The 22,607-nt window shown below is 39.9% G+C and carries 25 protein-coding genes and 1 tRNA gene; 2 read left to right on the top strand and 24 right to left on the bottom strand.

The annotated features are described in order from the left end of the window. Positions 1-58 precede the first annotated feature (58 nt). The 17 genes from AC4PM4_RS28385 to rpsF form a co-directional block, all read right to left on the bottom strand. Complete coding sequence (locus AC4PM4_RS28385) at positions 59-949, bottom strand: D-alanyl-D-alanine carboxypeptidase family protein (RefSeq protein WP_090809400.1); 891 nt, start codon at positions 947-949, stop codon at positions 59-61. A gap of 274 nt (positions 950-1,223) precedes the next feature. After that, positions 1,224-2,477: an MFS transporter gene (locus AC4PM4_RS28380; protein WP_491615104.1), complete on the bottom strand. Its 1,254-nt coding sequence runs from the start codon at positions 2,475-2,477 to the stop codon at positions 1,224-1,226. A 2-nt stretch (positions 2,478-2,479) separates the two neighbouring features. Beyond that, positions 2,480-3,007, bottom strand: coding sequence for an ArsR/SmtB family transcription factor (locus tag AC4PM4_RS28375; protein ID WP_491615103.1), 528 nt, complete (start codon positions 3,005-3,007; stop codon positions 2,480-2,482). A 323-nt stretch (positions 3,008-3,330) separates the two neighbouring features. Further along, positions 3,331-4,947: an ATP-binding cassette domain-containing protein gene (locus AC4PM4_RS28370; protein ID WP_491615102.1), complete on the bottom strand. Its 1,617-nt coding sequence runs from the start codon at positions 4,945-4,947 to the stop codon at positions 3,331-3,333. 2 nt (positions 4,948-4,949) lie between these two features. Next, a complete protein-coding gene (locus AC4PM4_RS28365; protein WP_491615101.1) occupies positions 4,950-5,888 on the bottom strand; it encodes a M55 family metallopeptidase in 939 nt (312 codons plus the stop codon). Positions 5,889-5,912: 24 nt separating this feature from the next. Then, complete coding sequence (locus AC4PM4_RS28360; RefSeq protein WP_491615100.1) at positions 5,913-7,244, bottom strand: radical SAM protein; 1,332 nt, start codon at positions 7,242-7,244, stop codon at positions 5,913-5,915. Between the two features lie 22 nt (positions 7,245-7,266). Then, positions 7,267-8,538, bottom strand: coding sequence for a radical SAM protein (locus tag AC4PM4_RS28355; RefSeq protein ID WP_491615099.1), 1,272 nt, complete (start codon positions 8,536-8,538; stop codon positions 7,267-7,269). Positions 8,539-8,795: 257 nt separating this feature from the next. Beyond that, a complete protein-coding gene (locus tag AC4PM4_RS28350; RefSeq protein ID WP_491615098.1) occupies positions 8,796-8,963 on the bottom strand; it encodes a hypothetical protein in 168 nt (55 codons plus the stop codon). A gap of 250 nt (positions 8,964-9,213) precedes the next feature. Then, entirely contained in the window at positions 9,214-10,179 is a 966-nt protein-coding gene (locus AC4PM4_RS28345) for an ABC transporter ATP-binding protein (protein WP_491615097.1), read from the bottom strand. A gap of 1 nt (position 10,180) precedes the next feature. Then, on the bottom strand, positions 10,181-11,152 hold the full coding sequence (locus tag AC4PM4_RS28340; RefSeq protein ID WP_110000352.1) for an ABC transporter ATP-binding protein: 972 nt from the start codon (positions 11,150-11,152) through the stop codon (positions 10,181-10,183). A 10-nt stretch (positions 11,153-11,162) separates the two neighbouring features. Then, positions 11,163-12,092, bottom strand: coding sequence for an oligopeptide ABC transporter permease (opp4C, locus tag AC4PM4_RS28335; RefSeq protein WP_491615096.1), 930 nt, complete (start codon positions 12,090-12,092; stop codon positions 11,163-11,165). Positions 12,093-12,098: 6 nt separating this feature from the next. Continuing rightward, positions 12,099-13,061 (bottom strand): ABC transporter permease, encoded by a 963-nt coding sequence (locus AC4PM4_RS28330; RefSeq protein ID WP_491615095.1) that lies wholly within the window; start codon positions 13,059-13,061, stop codon positions 12,099-12,101. A gap of 76 nt (positions 13,062-13,137) precedes the next feature. Beyond that, positions 13,138-14,880: an ABC transporter substrate-binding protein gene (locus AC4PM4_RS28325; protein WP_491615094.1), complete on the bottom strand. Its 1,743-nt coding sequence runs from the start codon at positions 14,878-14,880 to the stop codon at positions 13,138-13,140. 711 nt (positions 14,881-15,591) lie between these two features. Continuing rightward, on the bottom strand, positions 15,592-16,185 hold the full coding sequence (locus AC4PM4_RS28320) for a M15 family metallopeptidase (protein WP_063567378.1): 594 nt from the start codon (positions 16,183-16,185) through the stop codon (positions 15,592-15,594). A gap of 219 nt (positions 16,186-16,404) precedes the next feature. Further along, the gene (gene rpsR / locus AC4PM4_RS28315) at positions 16,405-16,677 is read right to left on the bottom strand and encodes a 30S ribosomal protein S18 (RefSeq protein WP_017691433.1); all 273 of its coding nucleotides are present in this window, start codon (positions 16,675-16,677) and stop codon (positions 16,405-16,407) included. 56 nt (positions 16,678-16,733) lie between these two features. Further along, positions 16,734-17,222, bottom strand: a complete 489-nt coding sequence (gene ssb / locus AC4PM4_RS28310; RefSeq protein WP_063567379.1) for a single-stranded DNA-binding protein — start codon at positions 17,220-17,222, stop codon at positions 16,734-16,736. Between the two features lie 48 nt (positions 17,223-17,270). Next, positions 17,271-17,564, bottom strand: coding sequence for a 30S ribosomal protein S6 (gene rpsF / locus AC4PM4_RS28305; protein WP_024629534.1), 294 nt, complete (start codon positions 17,562-17,564; stop codon positions 17,271-17,273). A 201-nt stretch (positions 17,565-17,765) separates the two neighbouring features. Here rpsF and AC4PM4_RS28300 point away from each other — a divergent pair, with 201 nt between their 5' ends. Then, on the top strand, positions 17,766-17,960 hold the full coding sequence (locus tag AC4PM4_RS28300) for a YjzC family protein (RefSeq protein ID WP_063567380.1): 195 nt from the start codon (positions 17,766-17,768) through the stop codon (positions 17,958-17,960). A gap of 418 nt (positions 17,961-18,378) precedes the next feature. Here the strand turns inward: AC4PM4_RS28300 and AC4PM4_RS28295 are convergent. The 4 genes from AC4PM4_RS28295 to AC4PM4_RS28280 all read right to left on the bottom strand — a co-directional run bounded on the left by AC4PM4_RS28295 (position 18,379) and on the right by AC4PM4_RS28280 (position 19,994). Continuing rightward, positions 18,379-18,469, bottom strand: a tRNA-Ser gene (locus AC4PM4_RS28295). A gap of 112 nt (positions 18,470-18,581) precedes the next feature. Beyond that, on the bottom strand, positions 18,582-18,791 hold the full coding sequence (locus tag AC4PM4_RS28290; RefSeq protein ID WP_063567381.1) for a DUF951 domain-containing protein: 210 nt from the start codon (positions 18,789-18,791) through the stop codon (positions 18,582-18,584). After that, the gene (locus AC4PM4_RS28285; RefSeq protein ID WP_072733929.1) at positions 18,781-19,716 is read right to left on the bottom strand and encodes a mechanosensitive ion channel family protein; all 936 of its coding nucleotides are present in this window, start codon (positions 19,714-19,716) and stop codon (positions 18,781-18,783) included. The genes AC4PM4_RS28290 and AC4PM4_RS28285 overlap by 11 nt, the downstream gene beginning before the upstream one ends. Positions 19,717-19,730: 14 nt before the next feature. Further along, on the bottom strand, positions 19,731-19,994 hold the full coding sequence (locus AC4PM4_RS28280; RefSeq protein WP_029880815.1) for a putative Se/S carrier protein: 264 nt from the start codon (positions 19,992-19,994) through the stop codon (positions 19,731-19,733). A gap of 116 nt (positions 19,995-20,110) precedes the next feature. Between AC4PM4_RS28280 and yyaC the strand changes: the two genes are divergently transcribed. After that, positions 20,111-20,716 (top strand): spore protease YyaC, encoded by a 606-nt coding sequence (yyaC, locus tag AC4PM4_RS28275; protein ID WP_024629529.1) that lies wholly within the window; start codon positions 20,111-20,113, stop codon positions 20,714-20,716. Here the strand turns inward: yyaC and AC4PM4_RS28270 are convergent. The 3 genes from AC4PM4_RS28270 to AC4PM4_RS28260 all read right to left on the bottom strand — a co-directional run bounded on the left by AC4PM4_RS28270 (position 20,691) and on the right by AC4PM4_RS28260 (position 22,587). Continuing rightward, positions 20,691-21,191 (bottom strand): DUF4446 family protein, encoded by a 501-nt coding sequence (locus AC4PM4_RS28270; RefSeq protein ID WP_063567383.1) that lies wholly within the window; start codon positions 21,189-21,191, stop codon positions 20,691-20,693. The genes yyaC and AC4PM4_RS28270 overlap by 26 nt on opposite strands. 9 nt (positions 21,192-21,200) lie before the next feature. Further along, entirely contained in the window at positions 21,201-21,329 is a 129-nt protein-coding gene (locus AC4PM4_RS28265; protein ID WP_269054689.1) for a hypothetical protein, read from the bottom strand. 97 nt (positions 21,330-21,426) lie between these two features. Beyond that, on the bottom strand, positions 21,427-22,587 hold the full coding sequence (locus AC4PM4_RS28260; protein WP_491615093.1) for an aminotransferase class V-fold PLP-dependent enzyme: 1,161 nt from the start codon (positions 22,585-22,587) through the stop codon (positions 21,427-21,429). Positions 22,588-22,607: the final 20 nt, after the last annotated feature.

Below are 22,607 nucleotides of genomic sequence, written 5' to 3'. Positions count from 1 at the left end.
CGAATTTCCCTCTCAGAGCATTGATTGTGTAACATGTCATGTAAATTTCAAATAACCCTTACTTTGAACTGGAAAAACCATAATTGAATAGCTTTCGTGTCTCGATAAAACGTCCCTCACGACTATCCGAACCCAGTACAACGGAGATCAGTCGCTTGCCATTTCGCTCAGCCGTTCCAACGAAGTGATAGCCGGAATCCTCATCATATCCGGTCTTCAATCCATCGTTTCCATCGTAAGCATAGGGTCCGCCAATAGAGGACAGCATCCAGTTGGTGTTGCTCATGTACATTCCTTTTTGGTGCATCGACACCTGCATTTGGCTGGAAACTCTCAATATTTCGGGGTAGTTATTCAGCAGATAACGTGCAAGTTTGCATGCATCTACGGCAGTCATTACGGTCTGCCCTTGTATTTCCTTCGGATGACTCGGACCAAGTAGTTTTTCACTTAAACCTGTTGCATTCGTAAACACCGTCTTATCAGACAGTCCGATCTCGGTTGCCTTCTCATTCATCTTTTGTGCAAAAGTCTGCTCTGTCCCACTGATATGTTCAGCCAGAGCAATAGCGGCATCATTCGCGGAATAGACGGCTACAATCTGGAATAGCTCCTGCACAGTGAATTGCTCCCCTTGTTTCAAACCCAGGTGGCTGCCACCTACTGAGCTTGCATACAAGCTGATATTAACAGGGTCGTCCCAACGCAACTCTCCGTTGATCACAGCCTCCATTACTAGTAGTTCTGTCATCAATTTGCTAATCCCTGCCGTTGCAATTTCTTCGGAACCGTTAAAGTTGATTAAAATCTGCTCAGAGTTCATATCCATTAATACAGCCGATTCAGCCTTAATCCCCGGTTTGCCCACCAGCATGTCCGGTTTTACACCCAAATATATAATAACCAGTAGAGCCAGCAGCATTCCTGCCCGTATCCACCATTTTTTCATCGGAAAATCACCTCTTACAGATATAGACGAAGTGAAGAGGCATTTTGTCTGCAATTTTTATAAAAAAAGTTAAATTTTTTTTATTTTTTTGTTACCAAAAAAAACATGGACCCCATACCCCCATGCCAGAGTGTACGGAATCCATATATTTAAGGAATTATTCTAAGGGTATAACTTTAAATATCGCTGTATTCTATCGCCTATTTTCCAGCTAAAAACTCGATTTATACAACAAGTGAGTCACCCTAACATTAGTTTGCCTGTGTATCAGTAATTAAGATAAAAAGGCTCTGTCAGTTACACTCTGAGCATTCGGAAGCGAGCGTGTTTTATAGTCCAACATCCAATACAGTCCGACCAGTATAACTACAAAACCACTCCATCCAATAACCTCCTTTCCATCCGCCATCTGACCCACAATTCCCCCTATTAAGGAACCAATAGGCATAGCAATTCCACTCAAGCTATAGGCAGCTGAAAAAACTCTTCCTAGCAAATTCGTAGGTATACCCTTTTGCAGATAAGTATTAATCAAAATGTTAGTTACACCACCAGGAAACCAAGCTAATCCGTATACGAATATCATCAACCACGGATAGGGACAAAAAACAGAGAGCGTCCACAGTAAGCCACTAAGCATGAAAGCTACGGCATAAATTTTCCCCATTCCTATTGATTCTAACCTAAGATAAGGTGCCGACAAAGCTCCTAATAGACTTCCCAACGCTTGGGCCATTAGCAATAAGCCATATATCTCTGCACCTCCATATCCCTTACTGAATTGCGGCAAAACGACGAATGTTGCACCGCCCACCAAATTAATCAAGATTATTCCAAAAAGAAGGCGTGAAACTGTTTTGTTAAATAAGATTTGAATCCCTTCTGTAAGTTCAGAACCATATTTCTTGACAATCTGTATTAAATTGTTAGGTTCCTCTCCCCTTGACTCAAGGTGCTTGACCCTGGAGACTTTGATCATAGCAAAGAGGAGCGTACTCATCATGAACATAACCGAATCAAGAAGATAGATGGAAATTGCCCCAATCGATACCAACAGTATTCCTGCGAGAGCGTTGCAGCCTGTTTCAATGCCTTGATTGGCAAAGGTGAACATGGAATTAGCCTTGGAGAGATTTCGATCCTCAACAAATTGTGGTAGGGAGGACATCTGGGCCGGATAGACAAACATGTTAAACGTGGAGATAATGGGAGAGACGGTAAGAACAAGACCCACAGTTAGGAAACCCATGTAGTGAGCAACGGGAATTAATAAAAGCAATACCGCCTGTATTAACTGTGTATAGATTAGAAGAGTACGGATATTAACCCGATCGATTATAGGACCTGAAAAAAATTGAATAAACCTAGGAATTATCGTAAGAAACCCAGCTAATCCTGTATAAAAAGTAGATCCTCCCAATTCAGAGACCAGCCACATCGCTGCTACGGCATAAAGGGAATCTCCGATATTCGTGACCACTCTCCCAAGAAACATAAGTAAAAAATTACGGTTACGCAGCATACTCATTGTTACACCTCCGTATTGTCACCAGTTTCTTTTTTCTCCTTTGTTGACTTGATCTGGATTCCTACGCTATACTCCTGACTTATTGTTATTGCATTATCCGTCATATGCATTGACGTTTTATCCACCCACCTCTCAAGCAGCTGTTTAAATTCTTCATGTAATTCATCCTTTTGATCGTTGGTAAGATCCAAACGAAGGATCAATTTGGTTACATTACTCGAGTCAAACTCATCAGCCAACACGGGATCGACAGCTCCAGATCCTATCGTATTGAACCATTTAGAGCGGGAAAGGTAGTATTTTTCAGTAACTCCGCCAACTTTCTTTTCCTCCACCATCTTAATCAGTCCACCCTCATACAATTTCATCATATGGTAATGGACATTCCCCCCTGATTCTCCGAGCATATCCGCTACTTGTTTTGCCGTCCTTGGAGTATGTAGCAACTGTTTAATAATTCGTACTCGAAGCGAATGTCCCAACAGCTTCGCTTGCTCAATAGAAATGTTAAAAGATTCATCGCCGCTCATTCATGTTACCTCCTCTTCAAAAATAATTGCACTAACGATCTGATTTTATAGATTGACGATCTGCATAATTAGATTATCATGCTGAGCCGATTCTGTATACCCTTATTTTTCCTAAAAAATGTATAAAATTTGTGTTTATTTGTCACAACCGCGCTGTAAAATATGATTTTTTTTATCTTCGTACGTGGGGATGTACACTACAATATTTCAAGCCAAATACCCGCTTTCCATGTAGAAAGCGGGTATAGTCACCATTTTATAAATAATCAGAATATAAAATCCGAATAGATCCTTCATTCCTTACTCGTACATAAAGAAAAAGACTAAGTTAACGTATAATTCACGTCACATTCCTTCAATACATTTGAGTCATGCGAAACTAAAATTATGATTTTATCTAATTTAAGCTTATGCAAATAATTAAGTAACCTCGATATAGATTGCATATCCATAGCTGACGTGGGCTCATCTAAAATTAGTATTTGAGAATCTTTAAGCAAGGCTCGAGCAATACTAATTTTCTGCTTTTCTCCACCAGATATATTTTTACTCTGCTCATTAATTATGGAATCTAGCCCTTCAGGGCTTTTGTTTATATAATGATTTAGTCCAAGAATCTCCACTATTTCTTTCAATTTATTATTTGACACATTATTAAACTCAAGATTATTTTTTATTGAATCGTATATAACTGTAGATGCCTGGTCTGAATATCCAAATATCCTGCTTCTTAAGGTAACCATATCGATTTGCTCAATAGGCAAGTTATTTATATAAATGTTACCTTCCATCTCTTTAGTAAACAAACCCATTAGAGAGAGGATAAGTGTAGTTTTACCCACACCATTCCTTCCAGACAATGAGTACAACTTTCCTTTTTGAAATTCGAATTGAATCTTTCCTAGCAAAGCGTCCTCATTATATGAAAATTCGAAATTTTCGAACTTTATACTCTCTACAGAGTGTACTACATTCTCTCCGATTTGCTCGGAATCCCAGTTCATTAACTCATTGATTCTTCGATACGAAACCAGCGATTCCTGATAATCCCTTCCTAAATTAAAATAATAACTTATGGCATTCATCAACTGTTTAAAATAACCCGCAATAATTACAAATGACCCTAAAGCAATATTCCCGTTAAAAATTTCTATAGCACATATATAATAAACAACAATTTGCGCTATCCCCATGACCATCTTATCTAAGGAAAGGAAAAAATGAGAAAACTTTTGGTATCTCATAAAGCTATCTTGAAACATTATATAAGCATTTTGGAGTCTGTTTTTAAAAAAATCATGAAGTGAGTGAACTTTAACGAACCAGGATAGATGAAGTTGCTCATTCATTTGTCCAAAATATATGCTTTGTTTCTCTTTAATTTCATTGGAGTAGAGAAATATAACTTTTCTAAGAAAAGTGTAGAGGAAAACATATACAAGTAAAGAAATAAATACAACAAAAGCAATCATAATTGAAAGCTTAAATAGAATAACTAGACACAATGTAATCGTTATCCCATTTTTTAAGCTTAGTGTTATCGTTTGGAGAGTAAATTTAATTACAGAGCCTGCATCTTGACTTAATCTTTGATTCAAATAGGCAGAATTTATATTATTTAATTGTTTGATGTCCGCTTTATGAATATGTTGAACCACATCGCAACTGATATTATATGCAATATCAACTTGTAGTCTAGAATAAATAATCCCTGTTATATAGTTAATGACAATGATACTTATATTGGTGAATGTAAGTAAAAATATAATTTGCATAATGGAATGCAGATTTTCTGAGCTTGACAAAAGATCTATTAAAGTCCCTGTTATATAAGTCAACAGCACAATTAAAACTGTAACCAGAATACCTAACAAAACATAGCTTAGACATAGGAATTTTCTTTCCTTGATATAATATAAGCCGTATCTAAGTAAATCCATGCCTATTCCTCATCGTATTCTGAACAAATTTTTTTAAATTCTTTTATTAGATAGCTTCTATCTTCCCTGCTAATCATTATGGGGTTGCTATTGAGAATATTAAGTGTTTTAGGATCGGTTATCTTATCTTTAGGAATATGTCCTGACTGTTTTCTCAATTCTTTAATAAAAGCAATGTTATTTTTCATTAAATCTTCTGTAGTACTATTAACTACACTAAAGAATCTATCCAATTGATTGACGAATTCATTGCAACTTTTAAAGGTAATACGTTTGGAGTCGGCCATATGACCAATTATTAAATCTGCGACCTCTGAGGACAATAATTCAACCTCTATTTTTTCAGAATCTTTTGAAATACAATATTGGAAGTCTAATTGAAGTGCAGCTTCTATATTTTTTTGTATTTTACTATACATAACACTGAAATGATCCTGCACTTCACCACGTATACTTTTAACACAACAAACCTGACGGTATATATTATATTCGTTAGCCTCCAGAATAGCTTGCGTGTCACCAGTTACTAAAATGACGGGGATGCCTTTGCTTCCCAACCACCTACAATATAATTCAACTTCTCCTATAGCGTTCTTATCTAACCATATATTTTTTATATCTTGACGTAATGTGTGCGGATATAAACCGTCACTTCTACTTTTCCCGTGAAATCCAGCCATAATGGCAAAATCATATTTTTGATCAAATGAAACATTCGTTACTTTGGAGACCAATTCAACTTGTCCGACAAGTACACCTTCACTCAGGTAGTCCCCATTACTATGAGCATCACAAACAATGATCTTGTTAATCCCCTTTTGATTTAAACATTCAATGTATACATTAATTTCATCCGAAAACAATCTTCTGCAATTCTCAATTTCATCTAAAGATTGAACGCCACTTATACCCTCCAAATCAGCAACAATCAATGCATTCATGTCATCGGTATCCCCTCTTCGATTTTAGATGTTATTTATTACTTTTGGATGCTTGGTGTTATAAATGTTGGGTATTTGCTCATACAATTCATCCATGCAGTAGCTGCAATTTGGCAACATCAAATTATCATCATTAAATATCAAAGGACAACCGCCTCCACATAAAAACGCATATTTACATTGACTGCATTGTTCAATATTACTTACATTTCTATTAATAATAGAATTTTGCTTCGTTTCGACTTTCGGATAATACTTTCCAATTGAGAACCTTTCTTTCCCTACCGAAAGAATACAAGAATAAATGTTTCCTTCTGAATCATAAAATCGACTATTTGTATGCGCTCTGCAAGGTGTAATTATAGGTTTAATGGGCTTGTTTAAAGTAAAAAACTTGGTTATAGGAAGCGAGGAGCTAAGATATTGATTAATGGATTCTTTCTTCTTAAAAACTGTATTTTTTAGGTCATTCTGCATTAGTTCCTGATTTATTTTTGAACGTTTTTCTCCAGACGTATCGAATATGGTTGCCATTTCAAAAGATAGAATATCGGTGAACTCCTTGTACTGCTCCAATAAGATATCCCTGTGGTTAATACATTCAACATAGTTTTCTTCACCCATATTCATTCTGATCTTTATAGGTATACCGTTCTCCAGATAGCTTGTTACTCCTTTCATGATTTTGGAATAAGTACCTTTCCCATTTTTCAAGCATCTACTAAGATCATGAGTGGCCTCTGTTCCATCAATGGTGACTTGCACTTGCTTTACATCTATTTTATTAAATATATCGATATATTCATTTAGGTAGTATCCGTTTGTAATCACTGAATAGCTATATTTGTTATATCTAGTTGTTATATAGTTAATTATTTTCCTATTACTAATTAATAAAGGTTCTCCACCAAAAAGGGTTATGTGTTCTAAGTGCTCCCCTGATAGTGCAATTGCTTTATCTACCATATCCTCAGTTATTACCTTCTTATTCCCACTTTCTTCAAGCGCCTCATAGCAATACGGACAAGAAAAATTACAATTATAGGATAGAACCAGAGCTATTTCTTTTAACTTTTCTTTTTCGTTTTTATTTTGATCCAAAAGTTGATTCATTAAAGTTTCCCTGACTGAACTTTCTATATCTGCATTCTCGACTATGTACCCCCTTTTACTCATTTGTTTATACAAAGTTTCTTCGTCATGATTCAGACAATTAACCCCCCCCTCTTCCTTCCACCTTTCAATGGTACTCATACTTTTGTTATCAACTACATCCAATAATCCATTTAATGTGTTCATAAGTAATATCTCTTGAGGATTTAATCTTACATTAACCAAATTTTCTATTAGTATCATCTTCTAATCCTCCTCAAAGTTTTTAGGCCTTACTCTTCTTATCTCCTAAATATAGAAAGGAAAACTGATCTATTAATTGGCTGTCTTTGAATCCTCCACAATACTTTTTAACACCCTTCATTTCAGCATTTATAGGACATCCGCCTAAACAAACAAATTTATAAATACATTCCTTACACTCCTCATCATCGAAAACATTGCGATTAGCCAGTTCTATAACTTTCTCACCATCAAAAGATACTTCTGGATAGTACGTGCCAACAATACCTTTCTGAACATCCAAACAATCACATAAGTAGACAGAACCATTAGGCGAGAAAAAGTAGTTTGAAAGAAATCTAGTATCACATCGATTAAAATTAGGGGACATCCTAGAGTTATGGTCTCTTTCTAAGATCTTAGATAAACAAGAAAAGCAATGATAAAAGTTCATATTATGCATACCGAGATCATTTGCGAAGTAACTCTTTATTTTATCAATATCATCTGAACTATTATATCGTTCATTAATATCCAATGGATTTTGAAAATCATTAACAACATTAATATTATAGGTGCAATTAGGACTATTTAATATTTGTTGAATCTGTAAATACTTCAGCAATTCTGAAACAAATATATAGTTAGTCTTGTCTATTGTCACTTTTATCTGTATATCTTGACCATCATTAAGCAATTTTTTGATACCATTAATAATGTCATCATAGATACTATCTTTAACCTTCTTATTATTGTATCTTCTTTCTAAATGAACGTCTTTGATCCCATCTAAAGATATACAAAATTCTTTAATTTGGGAAAAAGGTAACAGGTCATAATACTTAAGTACGTTCACTCCATTTGTGTATAATATCAATTTCGAAAGTGGCCATTTAGTGGCGATATAATTTATTATTCTAATAGTTTTTTTATTTAGTAATGGCTCTCCACCGGTAATTCTTATATACGGAGTTTTTGCTACCACACCAGATTCATAAGAGGCGATATAATAGAATTCTTGAATTGCATCTACCTGATCCTCGTTCATAAACGTATGACTCCTATAATCTTCCTCAAAACAATAGTAACAGTTCATATTGCATGCATGGGTCAGTTGGATCGAGAACCTAAAATCCTCACGAGTAACAGATATTTCCTCTATATATCTTTCATATAGTAACTTATCTATTTTTCTTAACTCTTCTTTTTCTAGAAATTGTCTCTCATTAATCAGTTTTGTGTGTAGTTTCTTTTCTTCTTCTGTAAAGTTAGCATAGTTATGTTCTTTTTCTATCATCCCTAGCAGAATTTTCATTTCAGTCTTCTTCAAAATCCTCCTTCTAAAAGAAGAGAGATTTAGAAGGAAAGGTGGATAGTTACTCGAAATATTCACTATTAAGTTTCCATAAATATTCATTAATCATTCCCCTTTTTTACACTATTCGGTTATATCTTCTCATTCTAGAAGTATCTAAAATTTGTACTTCTTAGGCTTTGAAATCGAACTTGCGTTTTTGAAAAGACGCAATTTTAATTTCAAAGCCCGATAAAGAGAACTAGAACATATTATTCTTAAGGGTTCCTGATACTACAGAATTGAGCGTTTACCATAGAAGGATCATGACCAGAGCCTCCACAATTTGGTGCAATGCATGTATTAGTCATAAAAGCATTAACCATCTCATCCAGATCATCATCTTCAACCTCGTCATTCCATATCAAATCAATAAGAGACTTCATATATTTTCACCTCCTCTCCTGGGTTAATTTGAAAATATATATTTCTTATTTTCACTTTATACTTATTATGTAAATTCATCTATGAAAATTATCATTGACTTTTGTATAAAAATCCCTTTTATTTCAAAAACAAAAAAGCACATGTGACGGCAATATTGCCAATCACTTGTGCTTTTTTTAGATGGCTTTCCAACTCGTTCAGAACCCCAATTCCATAAGTTGGACATGCCCATATTTAACTCTTTACTCGTTAGACCAGGTGACAAGCTACAAAATGTTGAGATCCGACATCACGATATTCTGGTACCTGTTGCTTGCAAATATCAGTAGCCAATGGACAGCGCGTATGGAACTTACAGCCGGAAGGCGGATTGGCTGGACTTGGAATGTCTCCTTTCAGGACAATTCGCTCACGACGCAACGTTGGATCCGGTATAGGAACTGCAGACAGCAGCGCCTTGGTATATGGATGAAGCGGATTACGAAACATTTCTTCCTTGCTTGCCATCTCTACCATGGAACCAAGATACATGACCCCGATACGGTCACACAAATGCTCCACCACACTAAGGTCGTGGGAAATGAAAAGATAGGTAAGCTGTTTCTCCTGTTGCAGATCAGTCAAAAGATTAATAATTTGAGCCTGAATAGATACATCCAAGGCAGATACAGGCTCGTCCGCTACGATAAAATCAGGATTCATAATCAATGCCCGAGCAATACCGATCCGTTGTCGTTGTCCGCCGGAAAATTCATGTGGATAACGATCATAATGATAGGCCGCAAGCCCGCAAATTTTTAGTGTCTCAATGACTCTGTCTTTCACTTCACTCCGGCTGCACAGGCCATGGTCAATAAGAGCCTCACCAATGGCTTCGCCTACCTTGATTCTTGGATTAAGCGAACTAAATGGGTCCTGGAATACAATCTGCATTTTAGGTCGAAGGGAACGCAGCTTAGTTTTATCCAATGAATGTATGTCCTCACCCTTAAACACAACCTTGCCATCCGTCTTATCCAACAAACGGAGGATTGTACGACCAATCGTACTTTTACCGCAACCGGACTCGCCTACAAGTCCGAAAGATTCACCTTTATTAATTTGAAAAGAGACGTCATCTACGGCTCTTACGTTTCCAACTACCCGTTTGAATACTCCGCCAGTGATTGGAAAATATTTTTTGAGATTTTGTATTTCGATCAATGCCTCAGCCATATTATTTCGCCTCCTCTTCATACAACCAGCAAGCAACTTTATGGCCAGTAGCGTCAGTATGTAGAGGTGGTTCCTTCTCACGGCATACATTCATACAAAACTCGCATCTGTCGTGGAAATGGCAATTCTGTCCCAATTCAATAGGATTAGGAACCTGACCCGGGATGGAATACAGTCTATCCTGCTTCTGATTGATCACTGGCTTGGCTTTTAACAAGCCCTGCGTGTATGGATGCTTGGGTGACTTGAACAGCTCATAAACCGAAGCCTCTTCAATCACTTTACCTGCATACATGACAACCACATAATCGGCCATTTCTGCAACGACTCCTAGATCATGAGTAATTAGCATAATGGACGTATTTATTTTATCTTTGATGTCACGCATCAAGTCCAGAATCTGAGCCTGAATCGTAACATCCAATGCAGTTGTCGGCTCATCAGCAATCAAGAGCTTAGGATTGCAACTCAGAGCAATTGCAATCATAATCCGTTGCCTCATGCCACCACTGAGTTCATGCGGATAAGAATCATATATTTTCTCAGGGCGAGGAATTCCCACCAATGTAATTAACTCGATCGCGCGCGCCTTGGCTTCCTTACGGCTCAACAGTGTATGGAGCAATATGGGTTCGGTAATTTGCTCTCCAATCGTCAATACCGGATTCAGAGAGGACATCGGTTCCTGGAAAATTACAGATATATCATTACCACGAATTTGACTCATATCACCTTTGCTAAGCTTCAGAAGATCCTTGCCTTCAAACAATATTTCCCCACCCGCAGGAGGAGTATCCACGAGGCGCATCAGAGACATCGCTGTAACACTTTTTCCGCAACCTGATTCACCCACAACACAGAGAGTCTCTCCTTCACGGATATTGAAACTCACGTCATCGACGGCTTTCACGACTCCAGCAGAGGTATGAAAATGCGTTTTGAGATTGCGGAATTCAACTAAGTTTTTTGCCATATCGCATCTCCTACTTCTTCATTTTTGGATCAAGCGCATCACGCAGTCCGTCTCCAATTAAGTTAATCGCTACAACCGTAATCAAGATACATGTTCCTGGAGGAATCCAAAGCCATGGTCTTTTACGGAATTCAATGATACCGTTTGCTTCAGAAATCATGTTCCCCCAGGATGGCGTAGGCGGAACTACTCCGAGTCCCAAGTAGCTAAGCGCGGATTCAGCCAAAATCGCTGAAGCCACTCCCAGTGTTGCGGAAACAATAATGATTGGGACAGTATTGGGAAGCAAATGTCTAAATATTTTACGACGATCGCGCAATCCTAGTGCCTCAGTAGCCTGCATAAACTCTTGCTCCCGTAGCGTTAGAATCTGTCCACGAACCAGTCTTGATAGACCCGGCCACGACAGAACACCCAGAATTAGCATCAGAAAATAAATCCGGTCCTGTGGAGGTACCTTCAAATCAGACAACAACGCCCCTAGAATGATTAGAAGAGGTAGCGTAGGAATCGACATAAAGATCTCAGCAATACGCATGATAAAGGAATCTATAAATTTTCTATAAAACCCCGCTACAGCGCCAAGAGTAGCACCCAGAACAACAGAAATAAACGTAGCGACCACTCCGACCATAATTGAGATTCGGCCAGCTAGCATAACACGAAGTAACACATCACGGCCCAGTTTATCCGTTCCCAACCAGTGCTTTCCACTTGGTGCTTGATTTTTGTCCGCCACATTATAGTCATTCAGATTGTAGGGAGAAAGAAGCGGCCCAATATAACAAGTTAGAACCATTAATACAATAATTAAAAGCCCCGCTAACGCAAGTCGATTTCTTGCAAAACGGCGTACTGCAATACGCCAAGGAGAATCAGGCTGCCGGACAGGAACCTGTGCTTTCGATTTTAGTGGTGCAGCCTCAAGTGACAATGACATCTCCTCCTACTTCAATCTAATTCTGGGATCTGCTACCCCATAGAGAACATCAGACAACAGCGTACCAAGAAGGGTAAGAGCAGCCATAAAGATAGTGAATCCGAGCATAAACGGATAATCACGCATCGTTATTGACTCCAGATATACCTGTCCTACGCCTGGCCATACAAAGATTTTCTCAAGGATAATAGCTCCACCGAACAAGGCCGGCAATTCAAATCCCATAAGAGTAATGGCAGGAAGCATGGCATTACGAAGTGCATGTTTAAAAATAACTGTTCTCTCTTTTAATCCCTTTGCCCGAGCTGTACGGATATAATCCTGACGAATGACTTCAAGCATACTTGTTCTGAAATAACGGGTGAGACTTCCAGTGCTTAGCATTGTTAAAACCAAGACCGGCATTATTGAATGGTAGCCAATGTCAAGAATGATGTCCCACGTAGAACCCGCTTGACCAGCCGTAGTCATTCCGCCTACTGGGAACAATTTAAGGTCAATTGCAAGAAACTTAATAAGTACTAAACCTATGAAGAATGAAGGTAGAGACATGCATACAAAGATAGCCATTGTTATTATCTTATCGAAAAAAGAATATTGAAATTTAGCGGAAAATACGCCACTAAAAATTGCTATAATCCAAGAGAGAATTAGGCTCAGAAAAGCAATGATGAACGAATTCCACACATAATCCCCGATAACATCCGTAACAGGACGCTTGTGTTGCAAAGAATCCCCCATATTACCGGTAAGCATGTTACCTACCCAAACAAAATATCGTTCCACAGGCCCTTTATCCAGACCATAGATTTCTCTTAACTGTGCTGCTTTTTCAGCTGTCATACTTGGATTTTGCTGAGCTGTAATGTAATCCCCTGGAACCAATGTCGTGATCGCAAAGACAATGATTGTGATCCCGATCATTGTCGGAATCATTTGCAGCAGCCGACGGATAATGTACTGCTTCATAATATTCCTCCTGCATCATAAGTAGATAAGCTCAGCTCTGGCCAGAGCTGAGCTTATCTACTTCATGTTGATATTCTTATTGTTCCAGTTCAGCTTTGTATAGATCAACTACAAACTTTTTGTACGGAGTAATATCGAGACCGTTTACGCGACCATTGATTGCCCATCCATCTCTTCTTTGGTACATCAGAATGTCCGCAATATCCTTATTCAACTCTTGATATGCTTTTGCATAAATTTCTTTACGTTTCTCAAGGTCAAGTTCTCTTTTACCTTGTTTCATTAGGTCATCATAAGTTGTATTGGAGTATTTAATACGATTTTGTGCTCCATTTGACAAATATACTGTCGAGTCGGGATCAGGCGTCAACCCCCATGCCATAAAGTACATATCAAAATCGCCTTTGTCTGTTTTATCCAGGATTGCATTAAAATCTAGTGTTTCTGCTACAATATCAATTCCCAGTTCTTTATAGTTTGCTGTCATAATTGGCAAGATCGCATCTACAACAGGGTTATCGGATGTTCCAGAGAAATCAATTTTAAACTTCTCCCCATTTTTCTCACGAATCCCGTCACTGCCTGCAGTCCATCCTGCTTCATCAAGAAGAGATTTTGCTTTTTCGATATCAAATTCATATTTTTCAATACCTTCATCTGTAAATGACCATGATTGCTTGGATTGAGGTACGTTAATTACGTCGGCAAACTTACCATATACGGCTTGAACAATTTCAGCACGATTTAATCCATATACAAGTGCTTGTCTTACTTTAGGGTCTTTAAATTTTTCCTTTTCATGGTTCATACCAATGTATCCATATCCATTAGTCGGAAAAATATTAACATCAAGGAAGCCAAGAGCTTGAATTGCTTCTACGTTATCTTCATCTACAGTGACCATGTCCATATCAATCTCACCGGATTCAAGCATAGCCAATTTAGTTTCGTCTGTAGTTGATTTGAAAATAACATTTTTAATTTTTGGAGCTCCAGCAAAATAATTTTCATTTGCCACCATTGTTACTTCTTGCCCTGGTTTGAAAGAGGTCAAAATATATTGGCCTGTACCAAGTGGCTTATCATTTAATGCTTTTACTGTCTCTACATTACCTTGTTTATAGTCTTTACCATAGTAATGTTCCGGAAGGAAGGCTATACCACCCAAGAAATCTTTCGTCAAGGCTGTAACTTCAGTAACCTCAACCTCCACTGTGTTATCATCTATGATTTTCACACCGGAAATTTCATTTGATTTTCCATCGTAATATTCTTGTCCACCTTTAATTGAATAGGACAACGGATCAGAAGAACCGTCATAGCTCTTGTCATGGAGAACTTTCAATGCGAAGTAGAAATCTTTAACCGTCGCAGGTGTACCATCTGTGTAAGTTACGCCTGGCTTCAACTTAAAGGTGTACTTTAGACCGTCATCACTGACATCAATGCTTTCAGCAAGGTATGGAGAATATGTCCCGTCACCATTAATGGTCTCAAAACTGTCAAAAACCAGCAGGTTGATCATATCATCGTAAGCTGAGTCCTGAAATAAAGGATTAAATACCCCTTTAGGTGAGGTGGTACCTACAACTAATGTGTCTTTACGGTTTGTAGCAGTTGATGGATTCAGCGACAAGTCAGTTGCTTCAAATAGCCCATCGTTTTGAGTCGAATCTTCCGGAGTCGGATTGTCAGTGGATGTTTCCGTTTTCGGTGTGTCTTTTGGAGTTGGTTCAGCACTCTCTCCACTAGAACATGCTGCCAATACAGTTACCAACATTAGCATGATGACCAGCATTAAAGAAAATCTCTTCTTCATGAAAATCCCCCTCGAAAGTTTTCTGATTTCTCACTTCTAATAAATTATCTGGATAAAGTATCCATGAATAATTACGCATATTGGATCATGCTGTGAAATCTTGATGTAAACTATCTAGGAATGATTGATTTAGACCGTTGGTCAATTAATACTAACAATTCCTAGCGGAATAATAAAGTAAAATAATTAATGTAATCATACGTGTAAATTTAGGTGACGTCAATGCTTATTTTGAGATTTATGGTATAAATGTTTTTTATAGCACAGTTCTGGGTATTAGTTATACTTTAAAGGGAATAGATCAAGGAATTTCAGAGCCAGCCAGATACTTTAAATGGTAGAGTTTGAATCTTAAATATACCGATTATCTAAATACATGACATTAGCATTACACAGTATGTGTAGTTAAATGTTATAAATATAGATATAACAAACTATTATGTTAGGTATGAGGGAATTGTAGAGGAAATATTTTGTTTGGAAGTGAAATTGGTTTCTATCCAAATTTTGTGCTTTTAGAGGTGTGATTTAGATATTACCAAAGGATTAAAGTTAAATTTCTAGTTATTATAGTATAGTTTCATTTAATCGCTTATGTAAAGAACAAATTGTCATCTTTTATCATTTATTTTACAAAAGCAAGCAAAAAGCCCTGCAAAATGCAAGGCTTTTCTAATATATATACATATAGATGTATATATAATATTGTAATTACTGCGTAACCGGAGGTCTTTTCCCACGCTTCAAATCGTTGATGCTTAATCCAAAGTCCATCTGCAAGTGAGGATAATCCGGAAAGTTATCCCAATCTCCTCCCCACGTAAACCCTAGTTCTTTGGCAAGTTCCACAACTTCCAGCCAATCTGGCTTTCCATTGCCGTTATCATCACGTTCCATATCCCACACTACATCTCCTTCAGGAGTCCGCAACGCAAAATCAATGGCTAAACCATAGTTGTGATAGGACTCTCCCCCTTTGGCGTTGGTAACGATATTTCCGGAAAGAGAGCGTCCTTGATTATAGAGGGCATCTTGTTCGTTTATGCTGCGAAAATCATGTGTAATCACGATTTCAATTCCTCGTCTAGCTGCCTTTCGAACCAACAACTTCTCACTTTCCGCGACTACCGGGTGAAGTCCAGTGATCGGCACTGCTTCTTGTACATTGGTCCGTGGCCAAATATCATAGGTATCTCCTTTTTGCTGTAACCATACATATATAATGGAAAGCAAAAACGTAGCTACGATCCAAAATCGCAGACTACTCTTGCGTCTCTGTTTTACTTTACGTTTGGATGTATTCATGCTCTCTCCTGATGGTGAAATCTTTATTCGTTTATACTCACGCTATCTGATATCAGCAATATAATAGACTCTATTATAAATCATTTACGCCTTAATTGCTTCTATCGCCGCAGCTCTTTGCCAAATCCAATTACCTGGAGAGAACCAACCTTAATTATTTTTAGATGCAAAAAAACAGTCGGCTATAAGCCGACTGCTTTGTATCCATGCTGAGTAAGACTACTCAGTTGTGTATGGTAGCAATGCTATTTGACGGGAGCGTTTGATGGCAATCGTCAGCATGCGTTGATATTTAGCGCTAGTACCTGTTACACGGCGTGGCAAAATTTTTCCGCGCTCGCTGATAAATTTACGAAGCAAGTCCGTATCTTTATAATCGATGTGAGTAATTTTGTTAGCTGTGAAGAAGCACACTTTACGACGTTTATTACGGCCGCCACGACGTGCCGGTCTTTTATCGTTGTCTCCGCCTTCTCTTTGCTTGAAGCCCATGCTTTTCAGTCCTTTCCTATCATGTAACCCATATCTCATTAGAGTATCGGCTCACGTTAAAATGGCAAATCATCATCCGATATATCAATCGGTTTTCCGTCATCGGAAAAAGGATCCTGATTGTTGCTACGCGAATTATTGTTATTGTTCGCGCGCCCGCCGCCTCCGTAAGAAGGCTCTTCACGCATCGGTTGACCACCACCGCCGCCACCGTTATTATCACGGTTAGCTGACTCCAAGAAACGGACGTTATCGGCAATGACTTCGGTCACGTATACACGTTTTCCTTCGTTATTCTCGTAATTCCGTACTTGAATGCGTCCTTCGACTGCAGCTAGGCGTCCTTTGCGCAAATAGTTTGCACAAGTCTCAGCAAGCTGTCTCCAGGTTACGACCGGAATGAAATCCGCTTCCTTTTCTCCACCTTGGCTTGTAAACGGTCTGTCCACTGCCAAAGTAAATTGCGTAACTGCTACTCCAGCTGGAGTATAACGCAACTCAGGATCCCGGGTTAACCGGCCGATCAGAATGACACGGTTCAACAATGTAATCCCCTCCTTCAGAGCGTATTGGTGCATTGATCACGAGTTGTCTTAAGCAGACTTAACGTCGTTTGTAATGAGATAACGAATTACTTCGTCAGAAATCTTCATGAGACGCTCAAGTTCAGTAACTACTGCTGGTTCAGCAGTGAAGTGTACCAAAACATAAACACCATCACGGAATTTCTTGATCTCATACGCAAGACGGCGTTTACCCATAACGTCGTGAGCTGTAACTTCACCACCGCCGTTGGAGATGATGCCTTGGAATTTATCGACTGTAGCTTGAACAACTTCTTGCTCAACATCAGGACGAATAATGTACATCACTTCATATTTGCGCATAATTTTCACCTCCTTATGGACTCTGGCCCTCAATCTATGTTGAGAGCAAGGAACGAGCACAAACTCGAACTATATTAATATAACAAATATGATGTCTCAATGCAAGCAAACGTTCCCTCTTCTTAAAACACATGATCATAACTCCAATGGAGCACACTACAGAAGCAACATTGGAATCCATTACGCCGAGGAGGTTTTATCATGGGTGAAAGAACCGAGTTTGAACCAGGAGACAAAGCTCCAAACGATGGTGAGTACACCGAGGTTGGTGAGAAGAGCTTTCATACGGAGATTAACAATCCGAAACGGATAACCCTCCAAAAGGGTGAAGCTTTCCCTGAAACAAGCAATCAGAATCGCAAGTGGAAAAAGCTTACCAAAGCCCGCGTCCACTAAGCGTAAAGATTTTTTCAGACTGCTGTATATAAAACGTACTAATGCACATAATACAATCAGGCGATGCACGAGAGAGGTGTGGTTCCGTTGGACAACGAAGCCGAACATTCACTGTTGGAGATTCATCACGTAATTTAAGAAGCAAGATGGTTGTGTGTAAGGCCTTTGTCTGAAGCACGAGTATTGCTACTTGCAGTACACCAAGTTTCTGATCGTTACGACCGATTGTTTCCTAACAAACCGAATGCATCGCCGAATGAAGGGCCCTTAGGGGCTCTTTGTTTTTTCAATTAAGAAGAGTTGTTAGACAACAAAAAAAATAAGAAGACCTTCCAGCTGGAAGGTCTTCTTGCATGTATAGAACTCAACACACGTTGAGTAAGTTGTTCAATTACAATTAAAAAGCAATATCTATTAGTGGCGGAAAGGGTGGGATTCGAACCCACGCACGCTGTGACACGCCTAACTGATTTCGAGTCAGCCCCCTTGGGCCTCTTGGGTACCTTTCCGCAGCAATAATGATTATAGCATGATCATTTACAGAACGCAATACTTAAGCTATGCCTTCATGTAAACGTTATTATGGAGTGCAAATAGAGTAAACATTACCGCATTTTTTCATTAGGATTCAGAAGAATCCTCTGTCGAACGAAGTACTTTTTTCATGTTTTTCTCGAATTTCGCTCTGGGAATTAATACGCTGTGTTTACATCCTACACACTTGATGCGAATATCCATGCCCATCCGAATAATCTCCATCTCATTACTGCCACATGGATGTTGCTTCTTCATCTGCACAATGTCCCCAAGCTGGAAACTTTTACGCTCCACCTATGCCATCCCCCTCATCCTTCTCCTGAGCTGCTGCTTGCTCTAATGCTGCCTGATTGCTCATCTCATGATACTCCAGTGTTTTCTTCACATCACTCTGAATTTGACGCTCTACAGATGCCCTGGAGTTCGGCAAGCACTCAGCAACAATGCGAACCACATATTCCGAGGTAGACATCGACTGGATACCAAGCACGTCAGGTACTTTAACGATGTTCAGATCTCGATCCTCAATCCCAGTCAAAGCTCGTTTCACCAAGTGCACTGACTCGTCCAGGGTCTGTTCACCCTTCATGGGAATGTCCACAACTGCAAGGGAATTAGACATCGAGTAATTAGTTACACTTGCAATCGTACCATTTGGAATGATGTGCACCTCACCCTGCCAGCTAACCAGCTTGGTTGTTCTCAGGCCAATGACCTCAACCGTTCCTTTATAGGTACCTGTTTGAATAACATCGCCCACCGCGAATTGATCCTCCAATATAATGAAGAAACCCGTAATAACATCCTTCACCAATCCTTGGGCACCAAAACCGATAGCCAGTCCAAGTACTCCCGCACTCGCTAACAATGGTCCAACTTTCACGTTGATCTCAGATAACAGTAACAGAATCATAATGAAATTACATGTTATGGAGGTCGCATTTTTCATCAACTCTCCCACCGTTATAAATCTCCGCGGATTGACGCGAATCTTACCTTCCTGCTTACGTGCCATCGTGCGATCTATAATACGTGATACAATCTTAATCACAATACGCGTAATAATGAAAATAATAACGATGCGGATTGAGCTGAACAGAATATTAAACCACATATCTGCATCAGCGACTTTATCCCATAATTGGTCTGTCCAGCGAATGGCTCCCTTTATAGTCCTCCCTGGATCAGGCGAGGTCTCAGCAAACTTAAAAGGCAACATAGATCAAACCTCCTCTACATGGGTATGTTATCATAGCTGTCAGCGGTTTTGAAATAGAGGCCACGGATCTCCACAAATTCGTTACGAATGATTTGTTTCACTCTCTCCAGATCTTCTTTTGGAAACTGAATACATAGAGCACAGCCCGCTGTGATCTCTTTTGGGGTAGGAAATAAGTCGATCTCAATCTCGGCAAACTCCAGCAGCATTTCTGCCCGCAGCGCCTGCTGGGTGGAATCAAAAGCAATCAGCATCCAATCATCAATCCACTCGTCCATGTCCGGCTCCTTTCGTGATACATTCATCCCTTTGAAAAAGCTTGTCCCCACGAAGTATAAAACGTTCTATCCTTCCATATACTGTTACTACTATTCCAAGGGAAAGGATAGATCCTATGAATCCCATTTCGCATTCCTTCTCATCTCAAGACATGGCCAGTTTGAAAATCCCACATACAGATCCAGGCATTCACTCAGCCATCATTCATCGTTTAATGTTTCATCTCTATAAAGCCCATTCTTTACAAAATGTAGTTGTCGTCTGTATCGGTACAGATCGCTCTACTGGGGACTGCCTTGGCCCGCTCGTCGGCTCGTCACTTGCCAAGTGGGACAGCCCTCTATTCCATCTCTATGGCACATTGGATGAACCCGTACATGCAATGAACCTGCAGGACACCCTTCACAAAATACACACAACACATCACAACCCTTATGTGATCGGTATTGATGCCTGTCTCGGACAGTCTTCGAGTGTTGGATGTATCCAGGTCGTGAATGGACCGCTCAAACCAGGAGCGGGTGTAAATAAAGAATTACCGCCGGTCGGCGATATCCATCTTACAGGTATCGTTAACGTCGGCGGCTTTATGGAATACTTTGTTTTGCAGAACACACGTCTCAGTCTAGTCATGCGCATGTCCGAGATTATATCCAGCAGTCTCTACTCCGCCATTCGCGAATGGCATACCCGTTCTACTCTGCTTGCTGTGCCAGAGTAATGGCTTCCTTTTCCTCAGGGGAAAGAGTATACGTGGACTCTCCCCCTTTAAGAGGTTTAGCATATACATAGGAACCGTCTCGATTATAGATACCAGTCAGTACCATACCGTCCTGGCTATCGTTAACCATCGCCATGGAGAAACTCAGATCACTGCCAAGCTCCCCATAAGCGTTGTACCGTTTCACGCCCACTTTACCCTGGATGCGGGTCAGCTTCTGCATGACAGTCTTTAACTGATCCGTTTGCAGTGTATGCTCATCCTCAATGCTGTCCATCTGAATTTTCAGATTGATTAACAGCGACTCCAGATCTTCGACTCCACTGCCAGCCATCATGGCCTCATATTTCCGTTTAAACTTCCGTAGCTTTGCGCCTTGAGCAATACTTATGATAAGCAAAATCACCAAAAGTAATGCCATGCCGCCAATAATCCATATCAGCTGTTCCAGAATCAGCTCATTTAATTCAGCCATGTAGTGCAACTACCCCTCTGTTGGTTTGTTCAGGTTAACGTTTGTAGCTTCAAACGTACTCCACATCATCGATCCATTCAGCCAAGAAAAGCCATCCAACGCACTAATATAACCCTCAAGCTTACCCTTATTATTCACCAGATAACCCCTACGGTTAATCACTCGTTTTGGCTTCTTGCCTCTTTTGCTTTTTGCTTATTCAAGCGATTGAAATTCACATTTCATTAGGGTTGCTTCATACAGATTTGGATGCTGTTAATTCGATAACTGCTTCGATCAACGCATCGACATCTTCTCTTGATGTACTATATCCCACGCTCGCTCTGACAGCCCCACTTGCCGTTGTGCCAGCCGAATCATGGGCAAGTGGTGTGCAATGAAAACCTGAACGCACAGCGATGCCATAATTTCGGTCTAATTGAAAAGCGAGTTGGGCCGAATCATATCCTTCAACAGTAAAGGATAACAATCCGGTGCGCGGCTGTCCAATTTCAGGACCAAGCATTCGAATCCCCTGTACTGATGATAACCCATCCATCATATGCTGAGTCAAATCCCACTCCTGTTTGTATATGAATTCAGGCGTCAGTTCAAGCACATGCTGCACTCCGGCTGCTAGACCTGCTATACCCACGGTATTCGGCGTACCTGCCTCATAGCGATCAGGACGAACAAGCGGCTGCTCAATCGCCTCGGATTGGCTTCCTGTCCCTCCGTGAAGCAATGGTTGCACATCCAGCTCAGGAGCGATGTACAGCCCACCCGTTCCCTGCGGTCCCAACAGTCCTTTATGCCCGGGAAAGGCAAGCATATCGATGCCAAGCTGCTTCACATCCACAGGGATAATTCCAGCACTTTGAGCAGCGTCAACAAGCAAAGTCACCTGGTGTTTTTGACACATCAGTGCAATTTCACCAATGGGCAGAATACTCCCCAGTAGGTTCGAACTATGCGTGCAGACAACCAATCTTGTATTGGAACGAAACAAGCGTGCGAATTGGACCAGATCGATCTCCCCGGCTGCATTAACAGGCACATAATCAACCTCTACATTACGAGATCTGCGCATGTACTCCAAGGGCCGTCTTACTGAATTATGTTCAGCCATCGTAGCAATGGCGTGATCGCCTTCTCTTAACCACCCTTGAATAGCTAGATTCAAAGCTTCTGTGGTATTAGAACCCAGTGCAATATCATTGGCATTACGAACACCCAAAAGAGTGGATAACGCTTTTCTGGCACCAAATACAACTCGGCTCGCCTGTACAGCCATCCGATGACTTCCTCTGCCTGGGTTGGCCCCTGCCACATCCAGAGCCTGCATCATGGCTTCCCCGACAGCAGGTGGCTTAGGCCAAGATGTCGCTGCATGATCCAGATAGATAACTCCCTCCACCTCATGACCACCCCTGTCCC

This window comes from Paenibacillus sp. MDV22-iso6, assembly GCF_058408365.1.
This window is presented reverse-complemented; position numbering and strand designations above follow the sequence as displayed.

What these genes read in the sequence shown, in the direction of transcription:
- AC4PM4_RS28385 (WP_090809400.1), bottom strand. Translation starts at nt 949, where the DNA reads ATGAAAAAATGGTGGATACGGGCAGGAATGCTGCTGGCTCTACTGGTT.
- AC4PM4_RS28380 (WP_491615104.1), bottom strand. Translation starts at nt 2,477, where the DNA reads ATGAGTATGCTGCGTAACCGTAATTTTTTACTTATGTTTCTTGGGAGA.
- AC4PM4_RS28375 (WP_491615103.1), bottom strand. Translation starts at nt 3,007, where the DNA reads ATGAGCGGCGATGAATCTTTTAACATTTCTATTGAGCAAGCGAAGCTG.
- AC4PM4_RS28370 (WP_491615102.1), bottom strand. Translation starts at nt 4,947, where the DNA reads ATGGATTTACTTAGATACGGCTTATATTATATCAAGGAAAGAAAATTC.
- AC4PM4_RS28365 (WP_491615101.1), bottom strand. Translation starts at nt 5,888, where the DNA reads ATGAATGCATTGATTGTTGCTGATTTGGAGGGTATAAGTGGCGTTCAA.
- AC4PM4_RS28360 (WP_491615100.1), bottom strand. Translation starts at nt 7,244, where the DNA reads ATGATACTAATAGAAAATTTGGTTAATGTAAGATTAAATCCTCAAGAG.
- AC4PM4_RS28355 (WP_491615099.1), bottom strand. Translation starts at nt 8,538, where the DNA reads ATGAAAATTCTGCTAGGGATGATAGAAAAAGAACATAACTATGCTAAC.
- AC4PM4_RS28350 (WP_491615098.1), bottom strand. Translation starts at nt 8,963, where the DNA reads ATGAAGTCTCTTATTGATTTGATATGGAATGACGAGGTTGAAGATGAT.
- AC4PM4_RS28345 (WP_491615097.1), bottom strand. Translation starts at nt 10,179, where the DNA reads ATGGCTGAGGCATTGATCGAAATACAAAATCTCAAAAAATATTTTCCA.
- AC4PM4_RS28340 (WP_110000352.1), bottom strand. Translation starts at nt 11,152, where the DNA reads ATGGCAAAAAACTTAGTTGAATTCCGCAATCTCAAAACGCATTTTCAT.
- opp4C (WP_491615096.1), bottom strand. Translation starts at nt 12,092, where the DNA reads ATGTCATTGTCACTTGAGGCTGCACCACTAAAATCGAAAGCACAGGTT.
- AC4PM4_RS28330 (WP_491615095.1), bottom strand. Translation starts at nt 13,061, where the DNA reads ATGAAGCAGTACATTATCCGTCGGCTGCTGCAAATGATTCCGACAATG.
- AC4PM4_RS28325 (WP_491615094.1), bottom strand. Translation starts at nt 14,880, where the DNA reads ATGAAGAAGAGATTTTCTTTAATGCTGGTCATCATGCTAATGTTGGTA.
- AC4PM4_RS28320 (WP_063567378.1), bottom strand. Translation starts at nt 16,185, where the DNA reads ATGAATACATCCAAACGTAAAGTAAAACAGAGACGCAAGAGTAGTCTG.
- rpsR (WP_017691433.1), bottom strand. Translation starts at nt 16,677, where the DNA reads ATGGGCTTCAAGCAAAGAGAAGGCGGAGACAACGATAAAAGACCGGCA.
- rpsF (WP_024629534.1), bottom strand. Translation starts at nt 17,564, where the DNA reads ATGCGCAAATATGAAGTGATGTACATTATTCGTCCTGATGTTGAGCAA.
- AC4PM4_RS28300 (WP_063567380.1), top strand. Translation starts at nt 17,766, where the DNA reads ATGGGTGAAAGAACCGAGTTTGAACCAGGAGACAAAGCTCCAAACGAT.
- AC4PM4_RS28285 (WP_072733929.1), bottom strand. Translation starts at nt 19,716, where the DNA reads ATGTTGCCTTTTAAGTTTGCTGAGACCTCGCCTGATCCAGGGAGGACT.
- AC4PM4_RS28280 (WP_029880815.1), bottom strand. Translation starts at nt 19,994, where the DNA reads ATGGACGAGTGGATTGATGATTGGATGCTGATTGCTTTTGATTCCACC.
- yyaC (WP_024629529.1), top strand. Translation starts at nt 20,111, where the DNA reads ATGAATCCCATTTCGCATTCCTTCTCATCTCAAGACATGGCCAGTTTG.
- AC4PM4_RS28270 (WP_063567383.1), bottom strand. Translation starts at nt 21,191, where the DNA reads ATGGCTGAATTAAATGAGCTGATTCTGGAACAGCTGATATGGATTATT.